Genomic DNA, 25801 nt, shown 5'->3' on the forward strand with positions numbered 1-25801 from the left:
ATAATAATTAACCCGTTGTGCATTTTAAATTATACTTGCTTTAATTTTATTTATTTCCTTTTTTAATACAAATTTGTTAATGTATTGAATTAAGGTTAAAGCAGTTATTTTACTGATAATTCGTGTTTTAAAACCGTTGAATGATTTAGCATAATTCCTTTTAATCATAAATTGATCACAAAGTTGAGAAAATAGAGTTTCGATTCTTTTTCTCTTCTTTTTGAATAAATAAAATTGAGGTTTGTAATCTTTTTGATTTATTCTTTTAGGTGTATCTAACTGAATAGTAGCAGTGTTAAACAAATCTAATTGATATTGTGACGATATATAACCTCTATCACCAATCAAAACGCAATTTTGAATTTGAGAACTAACATCTTTTAAATAATGAACATCGTGAACAGATGCTGGAGTCATATCTAAACTTTGTACAATACCTTCTATTGAACAGATTATGTGTAATTTATATCCAAAATAATGTAACTTCTGACTAGCACAAAAACCATAATCAGGATATGAAAAACTTTCGTCTCTACAAATTTTACTTCTCATTGCTCTAGCATTTTCACATATTTTCAAAGGCATACTATCAATTACAAAATAACTCTCCTCTCTATTAAAACACATTGCAAGTTTTTCCCTAATCTGATTTATATAATAAAAAAGATTTCGTTTTCTTTTGTTATAAACACTTCTTTCTATTTTGTTTTTCAAAGAATTAGGTATTTTTCTAAAGAGTTGTAATTCACTATCAATACTTAAATATTCTGCTGTTAAATTTAAACTCACCAATTCTAAATCACTCATTTTTGGCTTTCTCCTTTGATAAGGTAAAAGTTGATGAGGAAAAAAATCTTCTAAAACTTCTAAAATTCTTTCGTATATTTGCTCTAAGTTGTTCATTTTTTATTTGTTTTAGCGAACTAAATATACTGAATTTCAGTTAAATGAACAACTTTTTTTATTTTATTTCATAATGCACAACAGGTAATAATTAATCACTCCATATCCAGACAAAGAAAACCTTGACCATTGAATAGGATTTTTATCATTAGTTGATTGATTTTGCTCCGTTTGAGCATTTAAGTTGAAGCTAAATAATAAGACTGCTAAAATAATTTTGTTTCTCATAGAAATTCTTATTTATTCTTTTTCTATGTAAAATTACAATTTTATTTAGAATAACCATTTTTTATTCAGAAAAAATACAAACGAAATATCAGCTATCAAGTTTTTCTTTTATAGTATAAAATCTAAAAAACTCTTCGTCTATACAATAACTTTGATTTTTTACAATGAAATAAATGGTATTTTCATATCAAAAAAATAACCTTCCGCTTGAAATAAACTTTTGTTGTACCTTTGTTTTCTACCAATACATTTTCTACATGAAATCACCTATCGAAAATAAAATAGAAGTCTATTCGTCCAATACCGAAACCACTCTCGAATTGCCTTTTGTAGATGCGGGTATCAGTGCAGGCTTTCCCTCGCCTGCCTTGGATTTTATTGATTTAACGATTGACCTCAATAAGCATCTTATCAAAAATCCTTCGGCTACCTTTTACGGCAGAGTGAAAGGTGTATCGCTTATCAATGCGGGTATAGATGATGGCGATTTGCTTATCATTGACCGCAGTGTACAACCCTCGAACAACAAAATTGCCGTGTGCTTTATAGATGGTGAATTTACTGCCAAACGCATACAGATTTTCCAAAACGAGGTGTGGCTCATCCCCGAAAATGACAACTACCCTACCCTGAAAGTAACCGAAGACAACCAGTTTCTGGTATGGGGAATCGTAACCCATGTAATTAAATCTTTTTAAACTGATGTTTGCCCTTATAGATTGTAATAACTTTTATGCTTCATGCGAGCGTGTGTTCCGTCCGGAACTCAACGGCAGACCTGTTGTGGTGCTTTCTAACAACGACGGCTGCGTAATTGCCCGAAGCAACGAAGCTAAAGATTTGGGCATTCTCATGGGAGCTCCGGCTTTTGAATACCAAAAACTTTTTACGCAACACAGCGTGGAGGTTTTCTCGGCCAACTTTGCCCTGTATGGAGATATGAGCAATCGAGTAATGAGTATTTTGTCGGACTATTCGCCCGAAATGGAGATTTACAGCATTGACGAATGTTTTCTGAAACTCAAAGGCTTTGACCAATATTTCGATTTGCAAAAACACGGCGAAGACATGCGTAAAAAAGTACAGCAATGGACGGGAATCCCCATCAGCGTGGGCATAGCTCCTACCAAAGCACTGTCGAAATTAGCCAATCGAATTGCTAAAAAATTTCCCGATCGAACGGGCGGCGTGTATATCATCGACACGGAAGAAAAGCGTATTAAAGCGTTGAAATGGCTCAAGATAGAGGATGTATGGGGCATTGGTCGCAAACATTCCAAACGCCTCAAATCCATTGGCGTGTTTACCGCTTTCGACTTTACGCAACTCTCACAGGCTTGGGTACAAAAACATATGACCATTGTGGGCGTGCGACTTCAAAGGGATTTGCAAGGCAAAGCAACACTGAATTTAGAACAAACGCAACCCAAGAAAGACATAGCCGTAACGCGTAGTTTTGAAAAGAATTACACCACCTTTGAAGAGCTTAACGAACGTATAACAACCTTTGCCAACATGTGTGCCGAACGTTTGCGTAAACAAAAATCGTGTTGTAATACGCTGATGGTTTTTATACACACCAACGGAATTCGGAAAGAACTTCCTCAATATCACCGCAATATCGTAATCAAACTGCCTTTTCCTACCAACTCAAGTATCGAACTGGCTCAGTTCGCGAAAGCGGCATTGCAACGCATTTTCAAAGAAGGATATTTATATAAAAAAGCAGGTGTTATCGTGCAAGATTTCACCCCAGAGGAAATTACGCAAACCAATTTGTTTGACAGCCGTGACCCCCGTCACATTGCCATTATGAAGACTATGGACAATATCAATACTAAATTTGGACAACAAAAAATTCGTTTGGCATCGCAGGATTTGAAAAAAAATTGGAAAATGAAACAAGAAAAGCTATCGCCCAACTACACCACCAAACTCAGCGATGTCATTATAATAAAAGTGTAAGAACCATGTGTTTTCATTCTCAACAAAGCAAAACCGCCCAAGAGGTACAACACCGCTTTAAGGCAAAAACCACGCAACCTAGCTTGTTGCAACCCACTATTTACAACGGTTTTGAACATCCCAAAACACCCATCATTACGCATGTTTCGTCCGAGGAAATTCAGTTTTTCAATTGGGGATTGATTCTGTATTGGGCAAAGGACAGCAGTATTCAAAAATCAACGCTCAACGCCCGTGTAGAAACACTACACGAAAAACCAACCTTTATGGAAGCCATGTATAACCGTTGCTTGGTTATTTCTGATAGCTTTTTCAAATGGCAATGGTTAGACACTAAAGGCAAAGAAAAACAAAAATTCAAAATTACCCTACCTGAAGGCGAGCTTTTTGCCTTTGTTGGTATTTGGAGTAAATGGCAAAATCCACACTCAGGCGAAGCTACTTACAGTTACGCTATTTTGACCATGCAAGCCAATACCTTGATAAACAAAATCCACAATACCAAACAGCGTATGCCGATTATCATTGACGAAAATGCTAAAAAAAATGGCTCTACAATGGAAAACTATTTATTCAAAACGATCGTTTACAAACTTTTATGATATAAAAAAGAGTTGCACAATTAAATGCAACTCTTTCAAATCATAAAGAAAAATATTTATTAATATTAGTTTGATTCTGAATTATTTCCCCTCTTTCATATACTCCACAAACTGGTCAAATAAATATTTTGAATCGTTTGGTCCCGGTGATGATTCTGGGTGATATTGTACCGAAAATACTTGTTTGTCTTTCAAACGGATACCTGCTACGGTATTGTCGTTTAGGTGATAATGTGTAATTTCAACGGTTGGGTGATTTTCTACTTCCTCTCTTACTACAGCAAATCCGTGGTTTTGTGAAGTGATTTCTCCTTTTCCAGTAATGACATTCATAATTGGATGGTTGATACCTCTGTGTCCGTTAAACATTTTGTAGGTATTAATCCCTTGCGACAATGCTATGATTTGATGCCCTAAACAAATTCCAAAAACAGGTTTTCCTGCGTTAATAATTTGTTTTGCATTTTCGATTACATCTGTCAATGGTTGTGGGTCTCAGCCGATTAGACAAGAAATATCCGTCAGGATTGAATGAATTCAAGTCTTCTAAAGTGGCATTGTATGGAAATACTTTCACATAACAATCTCTGGCTGCCAAACAACGCAAAATATTGGTTTTAATTCCAAAATCTAATGCTGCTACACGGTAAGAAGCGTTTTCGTTTCCATAATAATAAGGTTCTTTAGTAGAAACGCTCGACGCCAACTCCAATCCTTTCATATCTGGCACTTTTGCCAAGATTTCTTTCAATTCTTCGATTGATTTTCCGTCTGTAGAAATTACAGCATTCATAGCACCGTTATCACGGATATAGCTTACCAAAGCACGAGTATCAACATCAGAAACAGCTATCAAATTTTTCTTTTCAAAATAGTCATAAAGTGATTCGTAAGCAGCAGGACGAGAAAATGTCTGACTAAAGTTTTTACAAACCAAACCTGCGATTTTAATTCCGTCTGAATCCACTTCGTCTTCATGTACCCCATAATTTCCAATATGGGCAGTAGTTGACAACATAATCTGACCAAAGTATGAAGGATCTGTAAAAATTTCTTGATAACCTGTAACGCCAGTATTGAAACAGATTTCACCTGTAGTAGTTCCTTTTATTCCGACAGATTTACCATAAAACACAGTACCGTCGCTTAGCAATACGATTGCTTTATCTTTAGAAATATATTTCATTTTCAAACACTCTTTTTCAAGATACAAAAATAACACAAATAAATGGAGTAACCATAAAAAAAGAGACAAACTTTTGTTTGCCTCTTTTTTATAATAGAATAGTGATTATTCGTTAGTCTCAGAAGATTCTTCAACAACTTCCTCTGCTTTTGGTTCAGCTTTTTTACGAGATCTACGAGTTGTAGATTTCTTAGCTTCTTTTTTCACATTGTACAATTCGTTGAAATCTACCAATTCAATCATTGCCATTTCAGCGTTATCTCCCAAACGGTTCCCCAATTTAATAATACGAGTATATCCACCTGGACGATCACCTACTTTTGGAGCAACTTCTCTGAACAACTCAGTTACAGCGTATTTGTTTTTCAAGTAAGAGAAAACAATACGACGGTTGTGAGTATCGTCAGTTTTAGATTTAGTTACCAAAGGCTCGATGTATTGTTTCAAAGCTTTAGCTTTAGCAACTGTAGTATTTATACGCTTGTGCTCGATAAGCGAACAAGCCATATTAGCCAACATAGCTTTTCTATGACCAGCTTTTCTACTTAAATGATTTACTTTTTTTCCGTGTCTCATTGCTAATACGAGTTTGGACTTTTACAAGTCTGTATTATTCTTTATCTAATTTATATTTTGACAAGTCCATTCCGAAAGTCAAACCTTTATTTTGAACTAGTTCTTCTAATTCTGTCAAAGATTTTTTACCGAAGTTTCTGAACTTCATCAAATCGTTTTTGTTAAAAGATACTAAGTCTCCTAATGTTTCAACTTCAGCAGCTTTCAAACAGTTCAATGCACGAACTGATAAGTCTAAATCCACCAAACGAGATTTCAACAATTGTCTCATATGAAGTGATTCTTCGTCATAAGAGTCTGTTTGAGCGATTTCGTCTGCTTCTAATGTAATTCTCTCATCTGAAAACAACATAAAGTGGTGAATTAAAGTTTTTGCTGCTTCTGTCAAAGCGTCTTTAGGATGAATAGATCCGTCTGTTACGATATCGAAAACTAATTTTTCGTAGTCTGTTTTTTGCTCTACACGATAGTTTTCTACCGCATACTTCACATTTTTTACAGGCGTGTAAATAGAATCTGTAAAAATTGTTCCGATTGGAGCATTTGGTTTTCTATTTTCTTCTGCTGGAACATATCCTCTACCCTTTTCGATAGTAAACTCAAGAGAAAGATTGATTTTATCTTCGCAATTTAAGATTACTAAGTCTGGATTTAATACTTGAAATCCTGAAATAAATTTTTGGAAATCACCCGCAGTTAATTGTTTTTTACCAGTAAATGAAACACTAACAGATTCGTTTTCCGCATCTTCGATTTGGCGTTTGAAACGCACTTGTTTTAGATTTAGGATGATTTCTGTTACATCTTCAACAACACCGGCAATAGTAGAAAACTCATGTTCAACGCCTTCGATACGAATAGAAGTGATTGCATACCCCTCTAAAGAAGAAAGTAATACTCTTCGTAATGCGTTACCGATTGTCAATCCATAACCTGGTTCTAACGGACGAAATTCGAATTTACCGTTAAAATCAGTAGAATCAATCATAATAACTTTATCGGGCTTTTGAAAATTAAATATTGCCATATTGATTTCGACTGAATGTCATTTATTATTTGTTGTACAACTCTACGATTAACTGTTCTTTGATATTTTCTGGAACTTGGATTCTCGCTGGAACAGATACGAAAGTACCTTCTAAAGTTTCAGTATTCCAAGTCAACCATTCGTAAACAGCACTAGAATTAGATAAAGATCTTTCGATAGCTTCTAGAGATTTAGATTTTTCACGAACTGCTACTTTATCTCCTGGTTTTAATTTGTATGAAGGGATGTTTACCACTTCACCATTTACAGTAATATGTCTGTGAGAAACGATTTGACGGGCTGCTCTACGAGAAGGAGCGATTCCTAAACGGTAAACAACATTGTCCAATCTTGATTCACACAATTGAATCAACACCTCACCAGTTACACCTTTAGCTGCAGATGCTTTTTCAAACAAGTTGCGGAATTGTCTTTCCAAAATACCATAAGTGTATTTTGCTTTTTGTTTTTCCATCAACTGAATAGCATACTCAGATTTTTTACCTCTTTTTTTAGCCAAACCGTGTTGACCTGGAGGATAGTTTCTTTTTTCGAAAGATCTATCGTCTCCGAAAATTGCTTCACCAAATTTACGAGCAATTTTAGTTTGTGGACCAGTATATCTTGCCATTATAAAAAATTAAAAAAGGTAGGGATTATGAATTCAGGTCTCATCCTACGATAATCTGTTCCTACCTTGGTTATACTTCAATTATTAAAATTAAACTCTTCTTCTTTTTGGAGGACGACATCCATTGTGAGGGATTGGAGTAACATCGATGATTTCAGTTACTTCGATTCCACCATTGTGGATAGAACGGATAGCAGATTCTCTTCCGTTTCCTGGTCCTTTAACGTAAACTTTTACTTTTTTAAGTCCAGCCTCCAAAGCCACTTTTGCACAATCCTCTGCTGCCATTTGAGCGGCGTATGGTGTGTTCTTTTTAGAACCACGGAATCCCATTTTACCAGCTGATGACCAAGAGATTACTTCACCTTTCTTGTTTGTCAAAGAAATGATGATATTGTTGAATGTTGCATTGATATGAGCTTCACCAGTAGACTCAACTATCACTTTACGTTTTTTGGTATTTGCTTTAGCCATACTACTTACTATTTACTTGCTTTTTTCTTATTAGCAACAGTTTTTCTTTTTCCTTTTCTTGTTCTAGAGTTATTTTTCGTTCTCTGACCTCTCAATGGAAGTCCCGCTCTGTGACGGATACCTCTCTGACATCCAATATCCATCAAACGCTTGATGTTTAATGAAATTTCAGAACGAAGCTCACCTTCGATTTTGTAGTTAGAGACAGCCTCACGTATAGCTCCGATTTCGTCATCGTTCCAATCAGAAACTTTTTTATCTTCGCTAACTTTTGCTGTTGCTAATACCTCTTTTGCTCTACTTTTTCCAACACCAAAGATGTAAGTCAAAGCAATAATTCCTCTTTTATTTTTAGGTATATCTACCCCTGCTATTCTTGCCATAATTATCCTTGTCTTTGTTTAAATCTAGGATTCTTTTTATTAATAACGTATAATCTACCTTTTCTACGCACGATAATGCACTCTGCACTTCGTTTTTTAATTGATGCTCTTACTTTCATTTTTACAGCTTTAATATCTATAAGTAATTCTTGCTTTAGACAAATCGTAAGGGCTCATTTCCAACTTCACTTTATCGCCTGGCAATAATTTGATGTAATGCATACGCATTTTTCCTGAAATGTGAGCGATTACTATATGTCCGTTTTCTAATTCTACTCGGAACATAGCATTTGACAATGCCTCAATAATAGTCCCATCTTGTTCTATTGCTGATTGTTTTGCCATAATTTATGATGCTAATGTTTTTCTTTTCTTTCCAGTGTTCATCATTCCATCATACTGTTTGCTCAACATGTATGAGTTGATCTGCTGAATCGTATCGATTGCAACGCTTACTAAGATTAGTAACGATGTTCCACCGTAAAACATTGCCCATCCTTGTTGTACTCCTAACAATGATACTGCCAATGCAGGTAAAATTGCGATGAAAGCTAAAAACAAAGATCCTGGGAATGTAATCAATGACATTACTCTATCCAAGAAGTTAGCTGTTTCCTCTCCAGGTTTGATACCTGGGATAAAACCACCACTTCTCTTTAAATCGTCTGCCATTCTATTGGTAGGAACTGTAATTGCGGTGTAAAAGTACGAAAAAATTATGATTAACAAAGCAAAAACTAAATTATACTGCCATCCAAATATATTTTGGAAGATTGTTGCAATACTTTTCGCTGTATCAGATGATGATAATCCTGCCAATGCTGGTGGAACGAACATAATTGCTTGTGCAAAGATGATTGGCATTACACCTGATGCATTTAACTTCAAAGGAATCCATTGTCTGTTTCCAGAAACCGCTGTTGCATCGTATTCTCCGCTTACGCTTCTTCTTGCATATTGTACTGGAATTTTTCTTACTGCCATAGTCAATAAGATACAAGCGATGATAATCAACAACCAAATCACTAATTCGATAGCAATCATCATTACTCCTCCGTTTCCAGTCTCCATACGAGAAAGAGATTCTTGAATAAATGCAACTGGCAATTGTGCGATAATTCCCACCATAATCAACAATGAGATACCATTACCAATTCCTTTGTCTGTGATTTTTTCACCTAACCACATTGCGAAAATAGTTCCTGTAGTTAGAATCAAAACAGATGAAAACAAGAATGCAAATGAACTTGATGGTAACAAAAACGCTTGTTCTGGTAATTGTCTGTACAAGTTATAGATATAACCTGGACCTTGAACAAGAGTAATTGCGATAGTCAACCATCTTGTAATTTGGTTCATTTTTTTTCGACCGCTTTCACCGTCATTTTGAAGTTTTTGCAAATATGGTACTGCAATCCCCATCAATTGAACTACGATAGACGCAGAGATGTATGGCATAATTCCTAATGCGAAAACAGATGCCTGTGAGAAAGCACCTCCGGTAAACACATTAATCAACCAACCAATACCCTGATCTGTTTGATCTGATAAAGCTTGCAATTCTTCAGCATTAATACCCGGTAAGGTTACTTGTGCACCAAAGCGATACACAAGTAACAATCCCAAAGTTATTAAGATTTTATTCTTAAGTTCTTTGATTTTCCAGATACTGTTCAATGTTTCAAAAAACTTCTTCATTCTTAAAAAATTTATAAAGTTACTACTTCACCACCTACAGCTTCGATTGCAGATTTTGCAGATCCTGTAAATTTGTGAGCAGATACTTTCAATTTAGCTTTCAATTCTCCTCTTCCAAGGATTTTTACCAAGCTATTTTTTGAAACTAATCCTTTATCTACTAAAACAGCTACATCAACTGAATCAGTCAAGATTCCTTTATCAACTAATCCTTGTAAAGTATCCAAGTTGATTCCTACATACTCTACTCTGTTGATATTTTTGAAACCAAATTTTGGAACTCTTCTTTGCAAAGGCATTTGTCCACCTTCGAAACCAATTTTCTTAGAGTAACCAGAACGAGATTTCGCTCCTTTGTGTCCACGAGTTGAAGTTCCACCTTTTCCTGAACCTTCTCCTCTACCTACTCTTTTATTTTGGTTATGTACAGATCCTACTGCTGGTTGTAAATTACTTAAATTCATATCCTAATAAATTAGTTAATTTCTTCTACAGAAACTAAATGTTGCACTTTTTTTACCATTCCTACAATTGCAGGTGTATTATCATGCTCAACTACTTGTCCTAATTTACGAAGACCCAAAGCAGCTAAAGTTCTTTTTTGGTCTTCTGGACAGTTGATTTTACTTCTTGTTTGTTTTACTCTAATTTTTGACATAACTCTAAAAATTAAGATTTGAATACTTTATCTAAAGAGATTCCTCTTTGTTTAGCTACTGTAACAGCGCTTCTCATATTCAACAATGCATCGAAAGTAGCTTTCACTACATTGTGAGGGTTTGAAGAACCTTGAGATTTAGATAATACATTGTGTACACCTACAGATTCAAGTACTGCACGAACATTTCCACCTGCGATAACTCCTGTACCGACAGCAGCAGGCATTAAAAATACTCTAGCACCACCGAATTTCCCTTTTTGTTCGTGAGGGATTGTAGATCCGTGTAAAGGAATACGAACTAAGTTTTTCTTAGCATCTTCAACAGCTTTTGCGATTGCTTCAGAAACATCTTTAGATTTACCTAAACCATGACCCACTACACCATTTTCGTCACCTACTACAACGATCGCAGAGAATCCGAATGCTCTACCACCTTTAGTAACTTTAGTAACTCTATTTACTGCAACCAAGCGGTCTTTCAAGTCAAGACCCGCTGGTTTTACAAATTCTACATTTTTATAATTTTGATACATAACTAATTACGAATTAAAATTTTAATCCAGCTTCTCTAGCTCCTTCGGCTAATGATTTTACTCTTCCGTGGTACAAATATCCACCTCTATCAAAAGAGATTGTATCGATACCTGCTTTTAAAGCCTTTTCTGCAATTAGTTTACCAACCGATGCAGCAGTTTCAATTTTGTTTCCTTTAGATATCCCAGCCTCTCTTGAAGAAGCAGCTACTAAAGTTGTTCCATTTACATCATCTATGATTTGAGCATAGATTTCTTTGTTACTTCTAAATACAGACAAACGAGGTCTTGCAGCAGTACCGCTTACTGTTTTTCTGATTCTGTATTTAATTCTTTGTCTTCTTTCAGATTTGTTTAATGACATGGCTTTAATTTTTAAGCTGATTTACCTGCTTTTCTTCTCAATTCTTCACCAACAAACTTGATTCCTTTTCCTTTGTAAGGTTCTGGTTTACGGAAAGAACGAATCTTAGCAGCTACCTGACCCAACAATTGTTTGTCGTATGAAGATAATTTAATGATTGGGTTTTTACCTTTTTCAGAAACTGTTTCAACTTTTACTTCTGGTACGATCTCCAATACGATATTGTGAGAGAAACCTAAAGCTAAGTCTAATTTTTGTCCTTGGTTTGAAGCACGGTATCCTACCCCTACCAATTCCAATTCCTTAGTGAAACCTTCTGAAACACCAACAACCATATTGTTGATTAAACTTCTGTATAAACCGTGTTTTGCTCTTTCGGTTTTTGAATTAGCAACTCTTTCTACGATTACATTTCCTTCTTCTACTTTGATAGATACTTCAGAATAATTTTGAGAAAGTTCTCCTAATTTTCCTTTTACTACAACTACATCAGGTTGTACATCTACTGTAACACCTGCTGGAATTGCGATTGGACTTTTTCCTATTCTTGACATTTCTGATCGTCTTTAATGATTAGTATACATAACAGATTACTTCACCACCAACATTTAGTTGTTTTGCTTTTTTTCCAGTCATCAATCCTTTTGATGTAGAAACGATAGCGATTCCTAATCCATTTAAAATTCTTGGAAGGTCTGCTGATGAAGCATATTTACGTAAACCTGGTTTACTAATTCTTTGGATATCTTTGATTACTGATTCTTTAGTCTCTTTGTCGTATTTAAGAGCGATTTTGATAGTACCTTGTACTGTTGAATCATCAAATTTGTAGCTCAAAATATATCCTTGATCGAATAAAATCTTTGTGATTTCTTTTTTGAAATTAGATGCAGGAATCTCAACAACTTTATGATTTGCACGAGATGCATTTCTAATTCTTGTTAAAAAATCTGCGATTGGATCTGTGTACATTTTTTATCCCTTTTAAGTTTATTACCAACTTGCTTTTTTAACTCCTGGTATCAATCCTTGATTTGCCATTTCACGGAATGTTACACGCGAAATTCCGAATTGACGCATATACCCTCTAGGTCTACCAGTTAATTTACAACGGTTATGTAAACGAACTGGAGAAGCGTTTTTAGGTAATTTTTGTAATGCTTCGTAGTCTCCTGCTTCTTTTAAAGCTTGACGCTTTGCTGCATATTTAGCTACCAATGCTTCTCTTTTCGCCTCACGGGCTTTCATTGATTCTTTAGCCATACTTTAGTTCTTTTTAAAAGGTATTCCTAATTCTGCCAACAATGATTTTGCTTCTTTATCTGTATTTGCAGATGTTACAAAAGTTATATCAAAACCAGCAATTTTGTTTACTTTATCGATATCAATTTCTGGGAAGATAATCTGCTCAACAACTCCAAGGTTATAGTTTCCTCTTCCGTCGAATCCTTCAGATTTTACTCCGTTGAAATCTCTTACTCGTGGTAAAGCTGAAGTAATCAAGCGGTCTAAGAATTCGTACATTCTTTCACCTCTCAAAGTTACTTTTGCTCCGATTGGCATTCCTTTTCTCAATTTGAAAGATGCCACATCCTTTTTAGAGATTGTAGCTACCGCTTTTTGACCTGTAATTTTTGTTAGTTCTTCTACAGCGTATTCTACTAACTTTTTATCAGAAACTGCAGCTCCTACTCCACGGCTTACAACAATTTTCTCAAGTTTTGGAACTTGCATTACATTTTTGTAACCGAATTCTTCTTTAAGAGCAGAGATTACTCTCTCTCTGTATTCTTGTTTAAGTCTTGGTATATAAGTCATGACTACAATACTTGATTTGATTTTTTAGAAACTCTAACTTTCTTGCCTCCTTCTACTTTGAAAGCTACTCTTGTAGTTTTGTTAGTTTTAGGATCGATCAAAGCGATGTTTGAAATATGAATTGGAGCTTCTTTTTTAACAATTCCTCCTTGAGGGTTTGCAGCACTTGGTTTCACATGTTTAGAAACCATGTTTACACCCTCTACAACTGCTTTATTTTTTTCTTTTAAAACGCGTAAAACTTTTCCTTCCTCACCTTTGTGGTCTCCGGCAATAACTCTTACACTGTCTCCTGATTTAATTTTTAACTTTATCATCATTTGAAAGAATTAAAGCACTTCTGGTGCTAATGATACAATTTTCATGAATTGTTTTTCACGAAGTTCTCTTGCAACAGGGCCAAAAACGCGAGTTCCTCTCATTTCGCCTGCAGCGTTTAACAATACACATGCATTATCATCGAAACGAATGTAAGAACCATCGGCTCTTCTCACTTCTTTTTTGGTACGCACAACTACAGCTGTAGATACAGCTCCTTTTTTTACGTTTCCATTTGGAGTTGCTTCTTTAATAGCAACTACAATTTTGTCTCCTACAGAGGCATAACGACGCTTCGTTCCTCCTAGTACACGGATAGTCAAAACTTCTTTTGCTCCCGTGTTGTCTGCTACTTTTAATCTAGATTCTTGTTGTACCATAATTATTTCGCTCTTTCAATGATTTCAACCAATCTCCAACATTTGTTTTTAGACAATGGACGAGTTTCCATTATTCTAACTGTATCACCAATGTTACAGTCGTTCAATTCGTCGTGTGCAACATATTTTTTTGTTTTCAACACGAACTTACCATACAATGGGTGTTTTACTCTTTTTGTTTCTGATACAACGATTGACTTTGTCATTTTGTTGCTAGTAACAACACCTATTCTTTCTTTTCTTAAATTTCTTTTTTCCATCTTTTCAACAGAATACGATTATTGTAGGTCTTTTTTGCTAATTTCTGTTTTTACTCTTGCGATATCTCTTCTAATTGTTCTCAACTGCAAAGGATTCGCAATAGGAGAAATAGCGTGTGCATTTTTCAACTCAGTGTACTGATTTGTCAACTCTCCAAGTTTCGCTTGTAACTCAGCTGAAGATAGATTATTTAGTTCTTGTTTTTTCATAATGATCTAAAATTAAGCTTCGAAATCTCTAGCTACGATAAACTTAGTTTTTACTGGGAGTTTTTGTGCTGCTAAACGCAACGCTTCTTTTGCTACTGACAAAGGCACTCCACCTACTTCAAACATAATTCTTCCTGGTTTTACAACTGCTGCCCAATATTCTACAGCACCTTTTCCTTTACCCATACGCACCTCTAGAGGCTTTTTAGTGATAGGTTTATCTGGGAAGATTTTAATCCATAATTGTCCCTCTCTTTTCATAAAACGAGTTGCTGCGATACGAGCAGCCTCGATTTGACGAGAAGTAATGAATGAGTAATCTAAAGATTTGATTCCAAACATTCCGTTTGAAAGTTCGTGTCCTCTTTGAGACACTCCTTTCATTTTACCTTTTTGCACCTTACGGTACTTCGTTCTTTTAGGCTGTAACATTTTTCTTCTTTAGTTATTAATTACTTTCTTTTGCGTTGGTTTGGTCTTCCATTTGGTTTTCCAGATCCTGCAGATTTAGATTTTTGTTTGTCCATACCTGCTAACGGAGAAAGATCTCTCTTACCATATACCTCACCTTTCATGATCCATACTTTAATTCCCATTCTACCGTAAGTAGTGTGAGCTTCTGCTAAAGCATAGTCGATATCAGCACGGAAAGTAGAAAGAGGAATACGACCTTCTTTGAAGTGTTCTGAACGAGCCATTTCTGCTCCGTTCAAACGACCTGAAATCATTACTTTCATACCTTCTGCATTCATTCTCATCGCTGATGCGATTGCCATTTTGATTGCTCTACGGTAAGAAATACGGTTTTCGATTTGACGAGCGATGCTTGTTGCAGCCAAATAAGCGTCTAACTCTGGTCGTTTGATTTCAAAGATGTTAATTTGTACCTCTTTGTTAGTAATTTTCTTAAGTTCCTCTTTCAACTTGTCTACCTCTTGACCTCCTTTACCAATAATGATACCTGGACGAGCCGTAGTGATAGTAACGGTTACAAGTTTCAAGGTTCTCTCGATAATGATTTTAGATACACTAGCTTTTGCTAAACGAGCATGGATATACTTTCTAATTTTTGCATCTTCAGCAAGTTTATCTCCATAATCATTTCCACCGTACCAGTTTGAGTCCCATCCTCTGATGATCCCAAGGCGATTTCCGATTGGATTAGTTTTTTGTCCCATACTGTTTATTAATTGCTTTGTGTGTTATTAAATGACCCTAATACAATTGTTACGTGATTAGAGCGTTTTCTGATTCTGTGTGCTCTACCTTGTGGGGCTGGACGCAATCTTTTTAGCATCATACCTCCATCTACACGAATTTCTTTTACGAATAACTCTGCTTCTTCTATATTTGAATCAGCGTTTTTTGCTTGCCAGTTAGCGATTGCAGACAACAACAATTTTTCTAATCTTATTGAAGCCTCTTTTGTGCTAAATTTTAATATATTAAGAGCGTTCTCAACTTTTTGACCTCTTACTAAATCCGCAACTAAACGCATTTTTCGAGGCGAAGTTGGGCAATTGTTTAGCTTAGCAAAAGCAACTTGCTTGTTTGCTTCTTTTCTTTGCTCGGCTCTTTCTCTTTTACGAACTCCCATAGCTTCTTATTATTTTTTACCTTTATTTTTTGCACCTGCGTGTCCACGGAATGAACGAGTTGGTGAAAATTCTCCTAATTTGTGTCCTACCATATTTTCAGTAACATACACTGGTACGAATTGACGACCGTTGTGTACTGCAATTGTTTGTCCTACGAAGTCTGGAGTAATCATTGATGCTCTAGACCATGTTTTCACAACTGCTTTGTTACCATTTTCTGCATTCTCTAAAACTTTTTTCTCAAGTTTGTAGTGAACATAAGGTCCTTTTTTTAATGAACGTGCCATACTGTCCTAATTATTTCTTTCTACGTTCTACAATATACTTATTACTTGCTTTCACACTAGAACGAGTTCTATAACCTTTAGCTGGAAGTCCTTTTCTTGATCTTGGGTGTCCTCCTGATGAACGACCTTCACCACCTCCCATTGGGTGATCTACTGGGTTCATTGCTACGGCTCTTGTTCTAGGTCTTCTTCCTAACCAACGAGATCTACCTGCTTTTCCAGATACGATCAATTGGTGGTCTGAGTTAGACACTGCTCCAATTGTTGCCATACATGTCAAAAGAATCAAACGAATCTCTCCTGAAGGCATTTTGATTGTTGCATATTTTCCATCTCTTGCTACTAATTGTGCGAATGTTCCTGCAGAACGAGCAATTACTGCTCCTTGTCCCGGTCTCAATTCGATACAAGAAATGATTGTACCTAATGGAATATTTGCCAACGGCATTGCATTTCCAACCTCTGGTGCTACATCCGGTCCTGAAACTACTTTTTGACCAACTTGTAATCCTGCTGGGGCTACGATGTAAGTTTTAGCTCCGTCTGCATAAGCTAATAATGAAATAAAAGCTGAACGGTTTGGATCGTACTCGATTGTTTTTACTGTCGCTGGAATTCCAGTTTTAGCTCTTTTGAAATCAATAATACGATACTGTCTTTTGTGACCACCACCGATGTAGCGCATGGTCATCTTACCTTGACTATTTCTACCTCCAGAGTTTTTTTTCGGTGCCAATAATGAACGCTCCGGCTTATCAGTTGTAATAGTGTCAAAGCTATTTACAACTCTAAAACGCTGACCTGGGGTAATAGGTTTTAATTTTCTAACTGACATTGTTATTAGATATTAGTATAAAAATCGATTGTATCTCCTTCTTTTAATGTAACAATTGCTTTTTTATAAGCAGATGTTTTTCCACTGATCACTCCACTTTTTGTGTATTTTGTAGTTCTATCAGCACGGTAGATCATAGTGTTTACATCTACCACAGAAACTCCATAAGCTTTTTCTACTGCTTTTTTAATTTCTACTTTGTTTGCTTTTTTATCAACTACAAATCCAAAGCGGTTGAATTGCTCACTTTCTTTAGTGATTTTTTCGGTAATGATTGGTTTGATAATCGTACTCATTTCCTACTATTTTGTTAAATTTTCTACTATTTTCTCTACAGACTTTTCTGCCAATACCAAAGCTCCTGCATTCAAAATACCGTAAGTATTTAAATCAGAACTTGTTACAACAGATGTTCTTTCCAAGTTGCGAGAAGACAAATATACATTATTATTTGATTCTGACAAAACAAATAACGACTTTTTATTCTCTAACCCTAAAGCATTCAATACTTTAATGAATCCTTTTGTACTTGGTGCTTCAAAATTGAAGTCTTCTACTACGATCAAATTGTTTTCTTGAGCTTTGAAAGACAAGGCTGATTTACGAGCCAATCTCTTCAAGTTTTTGTTCAATTTGAAAGAATAGTTGCGTGGTCTTGGTCCGAATACTGTACCTCCACCTTTAAACAATGGACTTTTTACAGACCCTGCACGAGCTGTACCTGTTCCTTTTTGTTTTTTGATTTTACGAGTAGAACCTGTTACTTCGTTACGCTCTTTAGATTTGTGCGTACCTTGGCGTTGGTTTGCTAAATATTGTTTTACATCCAAATAGATAGCGTGTTTGTTAGGCTCTATTGCGAAAACTGAATCAGAAAGTTGTACTGTTCTTCCAGTTTCTTTTCCGTTGATATCCAATACTTTTACTTCCATTACTTCTGTACGATTACATAAGAGTTTTTGTGTCCTGGTACAGCACCTTTAACCACTAACAAGTTTTTGTCTGCTACCACTTTCAATACTCTAAGATTTTGAACTGTTACTTTCTCTCCTCCGGTTCTTCCAGCCATACGCATTCCTTTGAATACTCTTGATGGATATGAAGATGCTCCGATAGATCCCGGTGCTCTCAAACGGTTGTGCTGACCATGAGTAACTTGGCCAACTCCACCAAACCCATGACGCTTTACAACCCCTTGGAAACCTTTCCCTTTTGAAGTACCTTGTACATCTACAAAGTCTCCTTCTGCAAATAAATCTACAGTGATTGTATCACCTAATTTGTACTCCTGCTCAAAACCTTGGAATTCAACAACTTTTCTTTTTACAGAAGTTCCTGCTTTTTTAAAGTGACCTATAGCCGCTTTTGTAGCATTCTTTTCTTTAGCGTCATCGAAACCAAGTTGATAAGCTTCATACCCGTCAACCTCATTGGTTCTGACTTGGGTAACGACACACGGACCTACTTCGATTACTGTACAAGGAATGTTTTTCCCGTTTTCATCGAAAATACTCGTCATGCCGATTTTTTTTCCAATTAACCCAGACATAATTTTAAATTAGTTATTATTATATATAAAAATTCAAGCATCGGCAAAGGTAATACCAATACTTGAATTACACAAGTTTTTCACATAATTTTTTTATTTTCAAAGTTTTTTGTGCTATATACAGGAGGCTTTTTCCTCACCTCATTGCCCAACAACATTCTCTTACAACACTTCTTTTTGTAAAGTTTCTTTAACGAAAGCATTTAGAGAAATTCCAATTTGAGCTGATTTATCAGCTACTTTTGTGTGTAGTTCTGGTGTAAGACGCACATTAAACAAACCACTGAATGATTTTCTCAACGGCAAATTGTGCTCTTTACAATGTTCTATATAATCTTCTTTCAACTCTGACACTATATTTCCTTCGTAAGTAATTAGAGTACCTTTGTCAAGACCCAATACTTTTCCATACAATGTATTGTCTTCGTGCACCACTTCTACAGTCCCTATAAAACCTTTATATTTTAGCATTTCCATTTTTAGTAATTAATTAAATTGTTTGCAATGAAATATGTTACAACATCTTTCAATGCTTTCTCTTTTATTATTGAACCTGAATGTGGTTTGTGTGCCATATATTGCATTCGTTTTTCTATATGATAAAACTTAACCCCTGAACCAGATGTTTTTCCTTTATTTGTTATTTGAAATCCAAAATGAGAAAATAAGGCTTCTAGTTCTTGAAAAGTAAAATCTTTAGACAAACTTTTTATCCTTTGAATTAATTTTTCTTTTCGACTCATAAGTATTGTAACTAAATTGTAGTCACATCTATACTGAAAAATTTCCTAACAATAAATCAATCTGCTCTATTCAATTCTTCTTGGTTTTTCGTTTCTCTATTCCTCAAATTAAACTGTTTTTCCAAAACTGTAAGCAACTCCTATTCTAAAAAACTTTTCGTCGTAATAGTATTTAAAAGTTTTCTAAGTATTTGGTAAAAACTTCTTCAACAATTCAATTTGTTCTTTTAAGGATTGGATTTGTTCATCTTTAGCCAAAATTGTTTGATGTAGTTGTTCGATGAGTACATCATTCTTTTTTACAATTTGAAAAGCATTTTCACACCAGTATTCTGATAATTATAAACAATTTGAGTGTTTTGCTCGTCTAAATTTTACACAGGTACGTTGAAGTATTCAGCATTTTTTTGAATAGTTGGCAGATCTAAAAATTTGAATGAATTTCATAATTTGAAATCGTTGATTGAGACAACCCTAAATCCAACGCCAAGTTTTCTTGAGACAATCCTCTTTTCTTTCTCAATTCAAAAACTTTTTCTCCAATCAACATAAGTAATAATTATTAATATTTTGGCAAAAATATTATTTTTTTTATTGACTACAAAAAACTTAGAAAGTAGTTTTGTGAAATTAATAACCAACAAAATATTTTATTATGATAGATTTAATATTCAAAATTCTTGGAGCGGCATAGGAGGCGATAGACCAGAACCTAATAGACCCTACACACAAGATAATGCATTCAATAAAGATTTCAACAATCGTAAAAAACAGATGCATAGTGATATAACTAAAAGAGAATATGGAACAGATGTTTATACAGGTAAAAAACACAAACCTGGAGACGCTTATGATTATGAACATATTGTTTCTAAAAAAGAAATTTTTGATTATTATAAGCATAAACACACTGATGCGGAACTAAATAGAATTACAAATACAAGAGGTAATGTTGAAATTACATCAAGTTCATTGAATCGTACAAAAGGGAAATATAGTGCTTATGATAAAAAGGATTTACTTATCAATAAATATGGTGCAAAAGAGCGTAATATTACGAAATACTCAAAATAATGCTTGGAAAAAGCATCTACGAAGAATCTAATAAAAATCCAGAGAGAGAAAAAAAGTTGTGGTCTTTATAAAAGCCATTATTCTACCTATAACAAAAAAAACAGTCTATTTCGGACTGTTTTTTATGCTTTTAAATTTGAATTGCTGGCAATAAATCATTATTTCCCTCAATTCTCTCATCTGTTGTACAAATTGAAATTATAAAAAAATTCCCTCTCTTTTTTTCAAAGAAAGGGAATTTTATTATGTATTGAATTACTTATTGTAATGCAGATTATCACACTTTGATTTCTACTTCTACTCCTGAAGGAAGCTCTAATTTCATTAAAGCATCAATCGTTTTTGAAGATGAAGAATATATGTCTAATAATCTTTTATATGAACTCAATTCGAATTGTTCTCTCGATTTTTTGTTTACATGCGGAGAACGCAATACTGTGAAAATTCTTTTGTGAGTAGGCAAAGGAATTGGCCCTGTTACCACTGCACCTGTACTTTTTACAGTTTTTACGATCTTGTCAGCTGATTTATCAACCAAGTTGTGATCGTAAGATTTCAATTTTATTCTAATTTTTTGACTCATGTTCTTACTGATTAAGCGTTACCTTTTGCTTTTTTGATTACCTCTTCTTGAATGTTCGAAGGTGTTTGTTCGTAGTGAGAAAACTCCATTGTAGATGTTGCTCTACCTGAAGACAATGTTCTCAAAGTTGTTACATATCCAAACATTTCTGAAAGTGGAACGATTGCTTTTACTACTTTAGATCCATTGCGGTCATCCATTGAGTTGATTTGTCCTCTACGACGGTTCAAATCTCCTACGATGTCCCCCATGTTTTCTTCTGGAGTAAGTACTTCCAATTTCATCATTGGCTCTAAAATTACAGCTCCTGCAGCTTTTGCTGATTCTTTGAATCCGAATTTTGCTGCCAACTCAAATGACAATGCATCTGAATCCACCGCGTGATAAGATCCGTCAACTAAAGTTACTTTCAACCCGTCAACTTCAAATCCTGCCAATGGCCCTTCTTTCATTGCTTCTTTGAATCCTTTTTCTACTGCTGGGATGTACTCTTTTGGTACATTTCCTCCTTTTACTTCGTTTACAAACTGTAATCCTACAAATGGTTTTCCATCTACATCGTCTGCTGGCCCAATTTCGAAAACGATGTCCCCAAATTTACCACGACCTCCTGATTGTTTCTTATAAACCTCACGGTGGTTTGCTTTACGAGTAAATGCCTCTTTGTACTCTACTTGTGGCTCTCCTTGGTTTACCTCCACCTTGAACTCGCGTTTCATACGGTCGATGATGATATCCAAGTGCAACTCTCCCATTCCTGAGATGATTGTTTGCCCTGAAGCTTGGTCTGTACGCACTGTAAATGTTGGATCTTCTTCTGCCAATTTTGCCAAAGCCATACCCATTTTATCTACATCTGCCTTTGTTTTTGGCTCGATTGCGATACCGATTACTGGATCTGGGAATATCATAGACTCCAATACGATTGGGTGTTTCTCATCACACAATGTATCACCTGTTTTGATATCTTTAAATCCTACTGCTGCTCCAATATCTCCTGCTTCGATTCTTTCGATTGGGTTTTGTTTGTTTGCGTGCATTTGGTAGATACGAGAGATACGCTCTTTGTTTCCTGAACGCGTGTTCAATACATAAGAACCTGCATCCAATCCTCCTGAGTATGCACGGAAGAATGCCAAACGACCTACATAAGGGTCTGTAGCAATCTTAAATGCCAATGCTGCAAACGGATCATTTACTGATGGTTTACGAGAGATTGGCTCCTCTGTGTTTGGATTAGTACCTTCGATCGCTTCTTTATCAGTCGGAGCTGGTAAGTAACGACATACAGCATCTAACATGAATTGTACTCCTTTGTTTTTGAACGAAGAACCACAAGTCATTGGGATAATGCTCATATCCAAAGTAGCTGCACGCAATGCAGCGTGGATTTCTTCTTCAGTAATAGAGTTTTCATCCTCCATGTATTTTTCTAACAAGTTTTCGTCGTAAGCAGCGATTTCCTCGATCAATTGTCCACGATATTGTTTTACATCGTCCATCATATCAGCAGGAATATCGATGATATCGAAAGTAGCTCCTGAGTTTTCCTCATGCCATACGATTGCTTGATTTTTTACCAAGTCCACTACTCCTTTGAAATCTGCCTCATCACCGATTGGCAATACGATAGGCACTGCGTTTGATTTCAACATGTCTCTTACTTGCTGACAAACATTCAAGAAGTTAGCCCCTTGACGATCCATCTTGTTTACAAATCCCATACGAGGAACTTTGTAGTTATCTGCCAATCTCCAGTTGGTTTCAGATTGTGGTTCTACCCCGTCAACTGCCGAGAACAAGAACACCAATCCGTCCAATACACGCAACGAACGGTTTACCTCTACGGTAAAGTCAACGTGTCCTGGAGTATCGATGATGTTGAAGTGATATTCTTTAGATTCAGGAAGTTTTTTTCCTTGGTCTGTTGGGAAGTTCCATGTACAAGTAGTAGCAGCTGAAGTAATAGTAATACCTCTTTCAGCCTCTTGCTCCATCCAGTCCATAGTAGAAGATCCCTCGTGAGTTTCTCCGATTTTGTGGTTTTTACCAGTATAGAAAAGGATACGCTCAGTTGTAGTCGTTTTTCCAGCATCGATGTGAGCTGCAATCCCGATATTTCTAGTGTATTTTAAATCTCTAGCCATTTGGTTTATTCTTTTAAAAATTAGAATCTAAAGTGAGAGAATGCTTTGTTTGCCTCTGCCATTTTGTGAGTATCCATTCTCTTTTTTACAGCTGCACCTTCTTCTTTAGCTGCTGCCAAGATTTCAGACGCCAATTTAGCTGCCATAGATTTCTCGTTTCTTTTTCTTGCATAAAGAATCATCCATTTGATAGCCATAGAAATTTTTCTATCTGGACGAATTTGCATAGGAATTTGGAATGTAGCACCACCTACACGACGCGAACGCACCTCTACATGTGGCATTACATTAGTTAAAGCATCTTTCCAAATTTCCAAAGATGTTTTTTCTTCATCTTGTTTTTTAGACTCTACGATATCCAATGCATCATAAAACACTTTGAATGCAATCGATTTTTTACCGTCCCACATCAAGTTGTTTACAAATCTTGTTACCAACTGATCGTTAAACTTTGGATCTGGTAAAAGAGGTCTTTTCTTTGCCTGTCTTTTTCTCATGTCTTTTTCTTAAAAAGTTTTTAAGTTATTACTTTTTCGCATCTTTAGGGCGTTTTGCACCGTATTTAGATCTTCTTTGCGTACGACCGTTTACTCCGGCAGTATCCAAAGCACCACGCACAATGTGGTATCTAACACCTGGCAAATCTTTTACCCTTCCACCTCTAACTAATACTATCGAGTGCTCTTGCAAATTGTGTCCTTCTCCTGGGATGTAAGCGTTTACTTCATTACCGTTTGTCAAACGCACACGAGCTACTTTACGCATCGCTGAGTTTGGCTTTTTAGGTGTAGTAGTATAAACACGCGTACAAACTCCTCTTCTTTGAGGACAAGAATCCAAAGCAACCGATTTACTCTTCTTAGTCAATTGGGTTCTTCCTTTTCTTACTAATTGTTGAATTGTTGGCATAATGTTTATTAAATTTATCTACATTCAATTATTTAACCCCTACCTATTTTTGGGGATGCAAATATATAAATTATTTACTTCAAAACAAATTTATTTTTATTTTTTCTTGAGCGTGAGGCTAAAAGGAGGTAGCAGGAGGCTGATTACACCTGCGGTGTTGAAAACCTCTCGCAGATATCGCAGATAAACACAGAGTTTTCACCTACTGTGTTTGAAATTACACGAATTATACTCTCTGCGTAACAAACCTATGTATCCTATGTTTCTATGTATTTAAAATAACTCCACAAAAAAATTCGCCAAAGTTCTACCGCTGTGGTTAGATCTTTGGCGAAGTTGATTTATTGTGCCTTAATGATTAAATCTACAAAAAACTACTCCCCATACTTTCCGCCCCAGCGTTGTTTCATAAATTCTTGTATTTGTTGTTCACGAGTGTTTTTTCCTGGTTCGTATAACGTAGTGCCTATCAGTTCGTCTGGTAAGTATTCTTGCTGAACAAAATTACCTGGAAAATCGTGGCTGTACAAATATTCTTGTCCGTATCCCATTTCTTTCATGAGTTTGGTTGGGGCGTTTCGCAAGTGCAATGGCACCGATAAATCTCCTGTTTGCTTTACTACCGATTGGGCTTTGCCTATCGCCATATAACTGGCGTTGCTCTTAGGCGAAGTTGCTAAATAAATCGCACACTGACTGAGCAATATTCTACTTTCGGGCATTCCAATTACCGACACTGCCTGAAACACATTGTTTGCCATAATCAATGCGGTGGGGTTTGCCAAACCGATGTCTTCCGATGCGGAAATTATCAATCGACGGGCGATGAATTTTACATCTTCTCCTCCTTCTATCATTCGTGCCAACCAATAAACGGCTCCGTTGGGATCACTTCCTCTAATGGATTTGATAAATGCCGAAATTATGTCATAATGTTGTTCGCCTGTTTTGTCGTAAAGCACCATGTTTTTCTGCACGATTCGCATTACTTTTTCATTGGTGATTTCTATGGTATCTTCGCCAACGGCATTGATCACCAATTCAAAGGTATTGAGTAATTTGCGTCCGTCGCCACCCGACAATCGAAATAGAGATTCATATTCTTTAATAGTGATTTTTCGTTTTTTCAAGTCTTCATCTACCTCCATCGCTCGGTGTAGCAAGGCTTTCAAATCATCAAGTCCAAAGGGGTCTAATGTATAAACCTGACAACGAGAAAGCAATGCAGGTATAACCTCAAAACTTGGATTTTCGGTTGTGGCACCGATGAGCGTAACCCATCCTCGTTCTACAGCACCCAATAGTGAATCTTGTTGCGACTTACTAAAACGATGAATCTCGTCGATAAACAAAATAGGTCGCTGTGCAAATAGATCTCCGTTGTTTTTTGCTTTGTCGATGACTTCACGCACTTCTTTTACCCCAGAATTGATGGCACTGAGGATATAAAATGGTCGTTTGCTTTCGTAGGCAATGATTTCAGCTAAAGTGGTTTTTCCTGTTCCGGGTGTTCCCCAAAATATCATTGAGGGTATCAAATCGTTTTTCAACATTTGAGTCAAAATACCTTTTTCTCCTACCAAATGTTGCTGACTGATGTAATCTTCTAATTTTTTCGGACGAACTCGTTCTGCTAATGGTGCTTTCATATCGCAAAGATACAAAGTTTGTAGAACTGAACAATGAACTTTGTAACTACTCGCATGAGCGGTGGGAACGGCATCCTTTTGTGGAGACAACTGCCGACACAAAAGATATAGCGGACGACGCGACGCTCTACCAAAGACTGACGAGGAACGAGGAAGTTGATGGTAGAGGGGCACGCCCAAAAAATAATAATTCACTCTTTTAAATATTTT

At 35.9% G+C, this 25801-nt stretch carries 42 protein-coding genes and 1 pseudogene; 4 read left to right on the forward strand and 39 right to left on the reverse strand.

Going from position 1 to position 25801, the window contains the following annotated elements; all coding sequences use genetic code 11:
- Positions 1–24: 24 nt before the first annotated feature.
- The gene (locus AB4865_RS00555; RefSeq protein ID WP_372472445.1) at positions 25–903 is read right to left on the reverse strand and encodes an IS982 family transposase; all 879 of its coding nucleotides are present in this window, start codon (positions 901–903) and stop codon (positions 25–27) included.
- Between the two features lie 63 nt (positions 904–966).
- Entirely contained in the window at positions 967–1131 is a 165-nt protein-coding gene (locus AB4865_RS00560; RefSeq protein ID WP_372473795.1) for a hypothetical protein, read from the reverse strand.
- 257 nt (positions 1132–1388) lie between these two features.
- Here AB4865_RS00560 and AB4865_RS00565 point away from each other — a divergent pair, with 257 nt between their 5' ends.
- From AB4865_RS00565 to AB4865_RS00575, 3 genes are read left to right on the forward strand one after another with little or no spacing between them, the layout of a single operon-like run.
- Positions 1389–1829, forward strand: a complete 441-nt coding sequence (locus AB4865_RS00565; protein WP_372473796.1) for a LexA family protein — start codon at positions 1389–1391, stop codon at positions 1827–1829.
- Between the two features lie 4 nt (positions 1830–1833).
- On the forward strand, positions 1834–3096 hold the full coding sequence (locus AB4865_RS00570; RefSeq protein ID WP_372473797.1) for a Y-family DNA polymerase: 1263 nt from the start codon (positions 1834–1836) through the stop codon (positions 3094–3096).
- 5 nt (positions 3097–3101) lie between these two features.
- Complete coding sequence (locus AB4865_RS00575) at positions 3102–3698, forward strand: SOS response-associated peptidase (RefSeq protein ID WP_372473798.1); 597 nt, start codon at positions 3102–3104, stop codon at positions 3696–3698.
- Positions 3699–3779: 81 nt separating this feature from the next.
- On the opposite strand, the pseudogene carA reads toward AB4865_RS00575, so the two are convergent.
- The 32 genes and pseudogenes from carA to AB4865_RS00735 all read right to left on the reverse strand — a co-directional run bounded on the left by carA (position 3780) and on the right by AB4865_RS00735 (position 19779).
- Positions 3780–4884, reverse strand: a pseudogene (carA, locus tag AB4865_RS00580) (glutamine-hydrolyzing carbamoyl-phosphate synthase small subunit).
- 105 nt (positions 4885–4989) lie between these two features.
- Complete coding sequence (gene rplQ / locus AB4865_RS00585; protein WP_372473799.1) at positions 4990–5460, reverse strand: 50S ribosomal protein L17; 471 nt, start codon at positions 5458–5460, stop codon at positions 4990–4992.
- Between the two features lie 34 nt (positions 5461–5494).
- The gene (locus AB4865_RS00590; RefSeq protein WP_372473800.1) at positions 5495–6487 is read right to left on the reverse strand and encodes a DNA-directed RNA polymerase subunit alpha; all 993 of its coding nucleotides are present in this window, start codon (positions 6485–6487) and stop codon (positions 5495–5497) included.
- A gap of 25 nt (positions 6488–6512) precedes the next feature.
- Positions 6513–7118 (reverse strand): 30S ribosomal protein S4, encoded by a 606-nt coding sequence (rpsD, locus tag AB4865_RS00595; protein WP_372473801.1) that lies wholly within the window; start codon positions 7116–7118, stop codon positions 6513–6515.
- A 90-nt stretch (positions 7119–7208) separates the two neighbouring features.
- On the reverse strand, positions 7209–7592 hold the full coding sequence (rpsK, locus tag AB4865_RS00600; RefSeq protein ID WP_372473802.1) for a 30S ribosomal protein S11: 384 nt from the start codon (positions 7590–7592) through the stop codon (positions 7209–7211).
- Between the two features lie 8 nt (positions 7593–7600).
- On the reverse strand, positions 7601–7975 hold the full coding sequence (rpsM, locus tag AB4865_RS00605; protein WP_372473803.1) for a 30S ribosomal protein S13: 375 nt from the start codon (positions 7973–7975) through the stop codon (positions 7601–7603).
- A gap of 2 nt (positions 7976–7977) precedes the next feature.
- On the reverse strand, positions 7978–8094 hold the full coding sequence (gene ykgO / locus AB4865_RS00610) for a type B 50S ribosomal protein L36 (RefSeq protein ID WP_014166264.1): 117 nt from the start codon (positions 8092–8094) through the stop codon (positions 7978–7980).
- A gap of 10 nt (positions 8095–8104) precedes the next feature.
- Positions 8105–8320, reverse strand: coding sequence for a translation initiation factor IF-1 (gene infA / locus AB4865_RS00615; protein ID WP_008254466.1), 216 nt, complete (start codon positions 8318–8320; stop codon positions 8105–8107).
- A gap of 3 nt (positions 8321–8323) precedes the next feature.
- Positions 8324–9673: a preprotein translocase subunit SecY gene (gene secY, locus AB4865_RS00620; protein ID WP_372473804.1), complete on the reverse strand. Its 1350-nt coding sequence runs from the start codon at positions 9671–9673 to the stop codon at positions 8324–8326.
- Between the two features lie 11 nt (positions 9674–9684).
- Positions 9685–10137, reverse strand: a complete 453-nt coding sequence (gene rplO, locus AB4865_RS00625) for a 50S ribosomal protein L15 (protein WP_372473806.1) — start codon at positions 10135–10137, stop codon at positions 9685–9687.
- 11 nt (positions 10138–10148) lie between these two features.
- The gene (gene rpmD, locus AB4865_RS00630) at positions 10149–10331 is read right to left on the reverse strand and encodes a 50S ribosomal protein L30 (RefSeq protein WP_372473807.1); all 183 of its coding nucleotides are present in this window, start codon (positions 10329–10331) and stop codon (positions 10149–10151) included.
- Between the two features lie 11 nt (positions 10332–10342).
- Positions 10343–10867 (reverse strand): 30S ribosomal protein S5, encoded by a 525-nt coding sequence (rpsE, locus tag AB4865_RS00635; protein WP_372473808.1) that lies wholly within the window; start codon positions 10865–10867, stop codon positions 10343–10345.
- Positions 10868–10880: 13 nt separating this feature from the next.
- Positions 10881–11231, reverse strand: coding sequence for a 50S ribosomal protein L18 (rplR, locus tag AB4865_RS00640; RefSeq protein ID WP_372473810.1), 351 nt, complete (start codon positions 11229–11231; stop codon positions 10881–10883).
- A gap of 11 nt (positions 11232–11242) precedes the next feature.
- On the reverse strand, positions 11243–11785 hold the full coding sequence (gene rplF, locus AB4865_RS00645; protein ID WP_372473811.1) for a 50S ribosomal protein L6: 543 nt from the start codon (positions 11783–11785) through the stop codon (positions 11243–11245).
- Between the two features lie 19 nt (positions 11786–11804).
- The gene (gene rpsH / locus AB4865_RS00650; protein ID WP_372473812.1) at positions 11805–12203 is read right to left on the reverse strand and encodes a 30S ribosomal protein S8; all 399 of its coding nucleotides are present in this window, start codon (positions 12201–12203) and stop codon (positions 11805–11807) included.
- A 21-nt stretch (positions 12204–12224) separates the two neighbouring features.
- Positions 12225–12494 carry a 30S ribosomal protein S14 gene (rpsN, locus tag AB4865_RS00655; RefSeq protein ID WP_372473813.1) on the reverse strand — a complete coding sequence of 90 codons (270 nt, stop codon included), beginning with the start codon at positions 12492–12494 and terminating at the stop codon, positions 12225–12227.
- A 3-nt stretch (positions 12495–12497) separates the two neighbouring features.
- The gene (rplE, locus tag AB4865_RS00660; protein ID WP_372473814.1) at positions 12498–13049 is read right to left on the reverse strand and encodes a 50S ribosomal protein L5; all 552 of its coding nucleotides are present in this window, start codon (positions 13047–13049) and stop codon (positions 12498–12500) included.
- A 2-nt stretch (positions 13050–13051) separates the two neighbouring features.
- Entirely contained in the window at positions 13052–13366 is a 315-nt protein-coding gene (gene rplX / locus AB4865_RS00665) for a 50S ribosomal protein L24 (protein WP_372474922.1), read from the reverse strand.
- Between the two features lie 12 nt (positions 13367–13378).
- On the reverse strand, positions 13379–13747 hold the full coding sequence (rplN, locus tag AB4865_RS00670) for a 50S ribosomal protein L14 (RefSeq protein WP_372473815.1): 369 nt from the start codon (positions 13745–13747) through the stop codon (positions 13379–13381).
- A 2-nt stretch (positions 13748–13749) separates the two neighbouring features.
- Positions 13750–14007, reverse strand: coding sequence for a 30S ribosomal protein S17 (gene rpsQ / locus AB4865_RS00675; RefSeq protein ID WP_129756499.1), 258 nt, complete (start codon positions 14005–14007; stop codon positions 13750–13752).
- An 18-nt stretch (positions 14008–14025) separates the two neighbouring features.
- A complete protein-coding gene (gene rpmC, locus AB4865_RS00680; RefSeq protein ID WP_372473816.1) occupies positions 14026–14217 on the reverse strand; it encodes a 50S ribosomal protein L29 in 192 nt (63 codons plus the stop codon).
- Between the two features lie 12 nt (positions 14218–14229).
- Entirely contained in the window at positions 14230–14649 is a 420-nt protein-coding gene (gene rplP / locus AB4865_RS00685) for a 50S ribosomal protein L16 (RefSeq protein ID WP_072781252.1), read from the reverse strand.
- Between the two features lie 20 nt (positions 14650–14669).
- Complete coding sequence (gene rpsC / locus AB4865_RS00690) at positions 14670–15395, reverse strand: 30S ribosomal protein S3 (protein WP_372473817.1); 726 nt, start codon at positions 15393–15395, stop codon at positions 14670–14672.
- A gap of 8 nt (positions 15396–15403) precedes the next feature.
- Positions 15404–15814, reverse strand: a complete 411-nt coding sequence (rplV, locus tag AB4865_RS00695) for a 50S ribosomal protein L22 (RefSeq protein WP_372473818.1) — start codon at positions 15812–15814, stop codon at positions 15404–15406.
- A 9-nt stretch (positions 15815–15823) separates the two neighbouring features.
- Positions 15824–16102: a 30S ribosomal protein S19 gene (gene rpsS / locus AB4865_RS00700; protein ID WP_290362101.1), complete on the reverse strand. Its 279-nt coding sequence runs from the start codon at positions 16100–16102 to the stop codon at positions 15824–15826.
- A gap of 10 nt (positions 16103–16112) precedes the next feature.
- Complete coding sequence (gene rplB / locus AB4865_RS00705; protein ID WP_372473819.1) at positions 16113–16937, reverse strand: 50S ribosomal protein L2; 825 nt, start codon at positions 16935–16937, stop codon at positions 16113–16115.
- A gap of 5 nt (positions 16938–16942) precedes the next feature.
- Positions 16943–17233: a 50S ribosomal protein L23 gene (gene rplW / locus AB4865_RS00710; protein ID WP_372473820.1), complete on the reverse strand. Its 291-nt coding sequence runs from the start codon at positions 17231–17233 to the stop codon at positions 16943–16945.
- Positions 17234–17239: 6 nt separating this feature from the next.
- Positions 17240–17869, reverse strand: a complete 630-nt coding sequence (gene rplD / locus AB4865_RS00715) for a 50S ribosomal protein L4 (RefSeq protein WP_372473821.1) — start codon at positions 17867–17869, stop codon at positions 17240–17242.
- Positions 17869–18486 (reverse strand): 50S ribosomal protein L3, encoded by a 618-nt coding sequence (gene rplC / locus AB4865_RS00720; protein WP_372473823.1) that lies wholly within the window; start codon positions 18484–18486, stop codon positions 17869–17871. The genes rplD and rplC overlap by 1 nt, the downstream gene beginning before the upstream one ends.
- A gap of 162 nt (positions 18487–18648) precedes the next feature.
- On the reverse strand, positions 18649–18963 hold the full coding sequence (locus tag AB4865_RS00725) for a type II toxin-antitoxin system HicB family antitoxin (protein WP_372473824.1): 315 nt from the start codon (positions 18961–18963) through the stop codon (positions 18649–18651).
- 2 nt (positions 18964–18965) lie between these two features.
- Complete coding sequence (locus AB4865_RS00730) at positions 18966–19229, reverse strand: type II toxin-antitoxin system HicA family toxin (RefSeq protein WP_372473825.1); 264 nt, start codon at positions 19227–19229, stop codon at positions 18966–18968.
- 424 nt (positions 19230–19653) lie between these two features.
- Entirely contained in the window at positions 19654–19779 is a 126-nt protein-coding gene (locus tag AB4865_RS00735) for a helix-turn-helix domain-containing protein (RefSeq protein ID WP_372473826.1), read from the reverse strand.
- Positions 19780–19799: 20 nt separating this feature from the next.
- On the opposite strand from AB4865_RS00735, the gene AB4865_RS00740 reads away from it, so the two are divergent.
- Positions 19800–20303, forward strand: coding sequence for a hypothetical protein (locus AB4865_RS00740; RefSeq protein WP_372473827.1), 504 nt, complete (start codon positions 19800–19802; stop codon positions 20301–20303).
- Positions 20304–20580: 277 nt separating this feature from the next.
- Here the strand turns inward: AB4865_RS00740 and rpsJ are convergent, their stop codons facing one another.
- From rpsJ to AB4865_RS00765, 5 genes are all read right to left on the reverse strand, one after another.
- Complete coding sequence (gene rpsJ / locus AB4865_RS00745) at positions 20581–20886, reverse strand: 30S ribosomal protein S10 (protein ID WP_372473828.1); 306 nt, start codon at positions 20884–20886, stop codon at positions 20581–20583.
- 11 nt (positions 20887–20897) lie between these two features.
- On the reverse strand, positions 20898–23033 hold the full coding sequence (gene fusA / locus AB4865_RS00750) for an elongation factor G (RefSeq protein WP_372473829.1): 2136 nt from the start codon (positions 23031–23033) through the stop codon (positions 20898–20900).
- Positions 23034–23053: 20 nt separating this feature from the next.
- Positions 23054–23530: a 30S ribosomal protein S7 gene (gene rpsG / locus AB4865_RS00755; protein WP_372473830.1), complete on the reverse strand. Its 477-nt coding sequence runs from the start codon at positions 23528–23530 to the stop codon at positions 23054–23056.
- Positions 23531–23558: 28 nt separating this feature from the next.
- Positions 23559–23942 carry a 30S ribosomal protein S12 gene (gene rpsL, locus AB4865_RS00760; RefSeq protein ID WP_091100281.1) on the reverse strand — a complete coding sequence of 128 codons (384 nt, stop codon included), beginning with the start codon at positions 23940–23942 and terminating at the stop codon, positions 23559–23561.
- A 374-nt stretch (positions 23943–24316) separates the two neighbouring features.
- Entirely contained in the window at positions 24317–25591 is a 1275-nt protein-coding gene (locus AB4865_RS00765; RefSeq protein ID WP_372474923.1) for a replication-associated recombination protein A, read from the reverse strand.
- Positions 25592–25801 lie beyond the last annotated feature (210 nt).

It is taken from the genome of Capnocytophaga sp. ARDL2, assembly GCF_041530365.1.
Taxonomy (GTDB): Bacteria; Bacteroidota; Bacteroidia; order Flavobacteriales; family Flavobacteriaceae; genus Flavobacterium.

Coding starts and splice junctions, on each gene's coding strand:
- AB4865_RS00555 (WP_372472445.1), bottom strand. CDS start 903: ATGAACAACTTAGAGCAAATATACGAAAGAATTTTAGAAGTTTTAGAA.
- AB4865_RS00560 (WP_372473795.1), bottom strand. CDS start 1,131: ATGAGAAACAAAATTATTTTAGCAGTCTTATTATTTAGCTTCAACTTA.
- AB4865_RS00565 (WP_372473796.1), top strand. CDS start 1,389: ATGAAATCACCTATCGAAAATAAAATAGAAGTCTATTCGTCCAATACC.
- AB4865_RS00570 (WP_372473797.1), top strand. CDS start 1,834: ATGTTTGCCCTTATAGATTGTAATAACTTTTATGCTTCATGCGAGCGT.
- AB4865_RS00575 (WP_372473798.1), top strand. CDS start 3,102: ATGTGTTTTCATTCTCAACAAAGCAAAACCGCCCAAGAGGTACAACAC.
- rplQ (WP_372473799.1), bottom strand. CDS start 5,460: ATGAGACACGGAAAAAAAGTAAATCATTTAAGTAGAAAAGCTGGTCAT.
- AB4865_RS00590 (WP_372473800.1), bottom strand. CDS start 6,487: ATGGCAATATTTAATTTTCAAAAGCCCGATAAAGTTATTATGATTGAT.
- rpsD (WP_372473801.1), bottom strand. CDS start 7,118: ATGGCAAGATATACTGGTCCACAAACTAAAATTGCTCGTAAATTTGGT.
- rpsK (WP_372473802.1), bottom strand. CDS start 7,592: ATGGCTAAAGCAAATACCAAAAAACGTAAAGTGATAGTTGAGTCTACT.
- rpsM (WP_372473803.1), bottom strand. CDS start 7,975: ATGGCAAGAATAGCAGGGGTAGATATACCTAAAAATAAAAGAGGAATT.
- ykgO (WP_014166264.1), bottom strand. CDS start 8,094: ATGAAAGTAAGAGCATCAATTAAAAAACGAAGTGCAGAGTGCATTATC.
- infA (WP_008254466.1), bottom strand. CDS start 8,320: ATGGCAAAACAATCAGCAATAGAACAAGATGGGACTATTATTGAGGCA.
- secY (WP_372473804.1), bottom strand. CDS start 9,673: ATGAAGAAGTTTTTTGAAACATTGAACAGTATCTGGAAAATCAAAGAA.
- rplO (WP_372473806.1), bottom strand. CDS start 10,137: ATGAATTTAAGTAATTTACAACCAGCAGTAGGATCTGTACATAACCAA.
- rpmD (WP_372473807.1), bottom strand. CDS start 10,331: ATGTCAAAAATTAGAGTAAAACAAACAAGAAGTAAAATCAACTGTCCA.
- rpsE (WP_372473808.1), bottom strand. CDS start 10,867: ATGTATCAAAATTATAAAAATGTAGAATTTGTAAAACCAGCGGGTCTT.
- rplR (WP_372473810.1), bottom strand. CDS start 11,231: ATGTCATTAAACAAATCTGAAAGAAGACAAAGAATTAAATACAGAATC.
- rplF (WP_372473811.1), bottom strand. CDS start 11,785: ATGTCAAGAATAGGAAAAAGTCCAATCGCAATTCCAGCAGGTGTTACA.
- rpsH (WP_372473812.1), bottom strand. CDS start 12,203: ATGTACACAGATCCAATCGCAGATTTTTTAACAAGAATTAGAAATGCA.
- rpsN (WP_372473813.1), bottom strand. CDS start 12,494: ATGGCTAAAGAATCAATGAAAGCCCGTGAGGCGAAAAGAGAAGCATTG.
- rplE (WP_372473814.1), bottom strand. CDS start 13,049: ATGACTTATATACCAAGACTTAAACAAGAATACAGAGAGAGAGTAATC.
- rplX (WP_372474922.1), bottom strand. CDS start 13,366: ATGATAAAGTTAAAAATTAAATCAGGAGACAGTGTAAGAGTTATTGCC.
- rplN (WP_372473815.1), bottom strand. CDS start 13,747: ATGGTACAACAAGAATCTAGATTAAAAGTAGCAGACAACACGGGAGCA.
- rpsQ (WP_129756499.1), bottom strand. CDS start 14,007: ATGGAAAAAAGAAATTTAAGAAAAGAAAGAATAGGTGTTGTTACTAGC.
- rpmC (WP_372473816.1), bottom strand. CDS start 14,217: ATGAAAAAACAAGAACTAAATAATCTATCTTCAGCTGAGTTACAAGCG.
- rplP (WP_072781252.1), bottom strand. CDS start 14,649: ATGTTACAGCCTAAAAGAACGAAGTACCGTAAGGTGCAAAAAGGTAAA.
- rpsC (WP_372473817.1), bottom strand. CDS start 15,395: ATGGGACAAAAAACTAATCCAATCGGAAATCGCCTTGGGATCATCAGA.
- rplV (WP_372473818.1), bottom strand. CDS start 15,814: ATGGGAGTTCGTAAAAGAGAAAGAGCCGAGCAAAGAAAAGAAGCAAAC.
- rpsS (WP_290362101.1), bottom strand. CDS start 16,102: ATGGCACGTTCATTAAAAAAAGGACCTTATGTTCACTACAAACTTGAG.
- rplB (WP_372473819.1), bottom strand. CDS start 16,937: ATGTCAGTTAGAAAATTAAAACCTATTACCCCAGGTCAGCGTTTTAGA.
- rplW (WP_372473820.1), bottom strand. CDS start 17,233: ATGAGTACGATTATCAAACCAATCATTACCGAAAAAATCACTAAAGAA.
- rplD (WP_372473821.1), bottom strand. CDS start 17,869: ATGGAAGTAAAAGTATTGGATATCAACGGAAAAGAAACTGGAAGAACA.
- rplC (WP_372473823.1), bottom strand. CDS start 18,486: ATGTCTGGGTTAATTGGAAAAAAAATCGGCATGACGAGTATTTTCGAT.
- AB4865_RS00725 (WP_372473824.1), bottom strand. CDS start 18,963: ATGGAAATGCTAAAATATAAAGGTTTTATAGGGACTGTAGAAGTGGTG.
- AB4865_RS00730 (WP_372473825.1), bottom strand. CDS start 19,229: ATGAGTCGAAAAGAAAAATTAATTCAAAGGATAAAAAGTTTGTCTAAA.
- AB4865_RS00735 (WP_372473826.1), bottom strand. CDS start 19,779: ATGTTGATTGGAGAAAAAGTTTTTGAATTGAGAAAGAAAAGAGGATTG.
- rpsJ (WP_372473828.1), bottom strand. CDS start 20,886: ATGAGTCAAAAAATTAGAATAAAATTGAAATCTTACGATCACAACTTG.
- fusA (WP_372473829.1), bottom strand. CDS start 23,033: ATGGCTAGAGATTTAAAATACACTAGAAATATCGGGATTGCAGCTCAC.
- rpsG (WP_372473830.1), bottom strand. CDS start 23,530: ATGAGAAAAAGACAGGCAAAGAAAAGACCTCTTTTACCAGATCCAAAG.
- rpsL (WP_091100281.1), bottom strand. CDS start 23,942: ATGCCAACAATTCAACAATTAGTAAGAAAAGGAAGAACCCAATTGACT.
- AB4865_RS00765 (WP_372474923.1), bottom strand. CDS start 25,591: ATGAAAGCACCATTAGCAGAACGAGTTCGTCCGAAAAAATTAGAAGAT.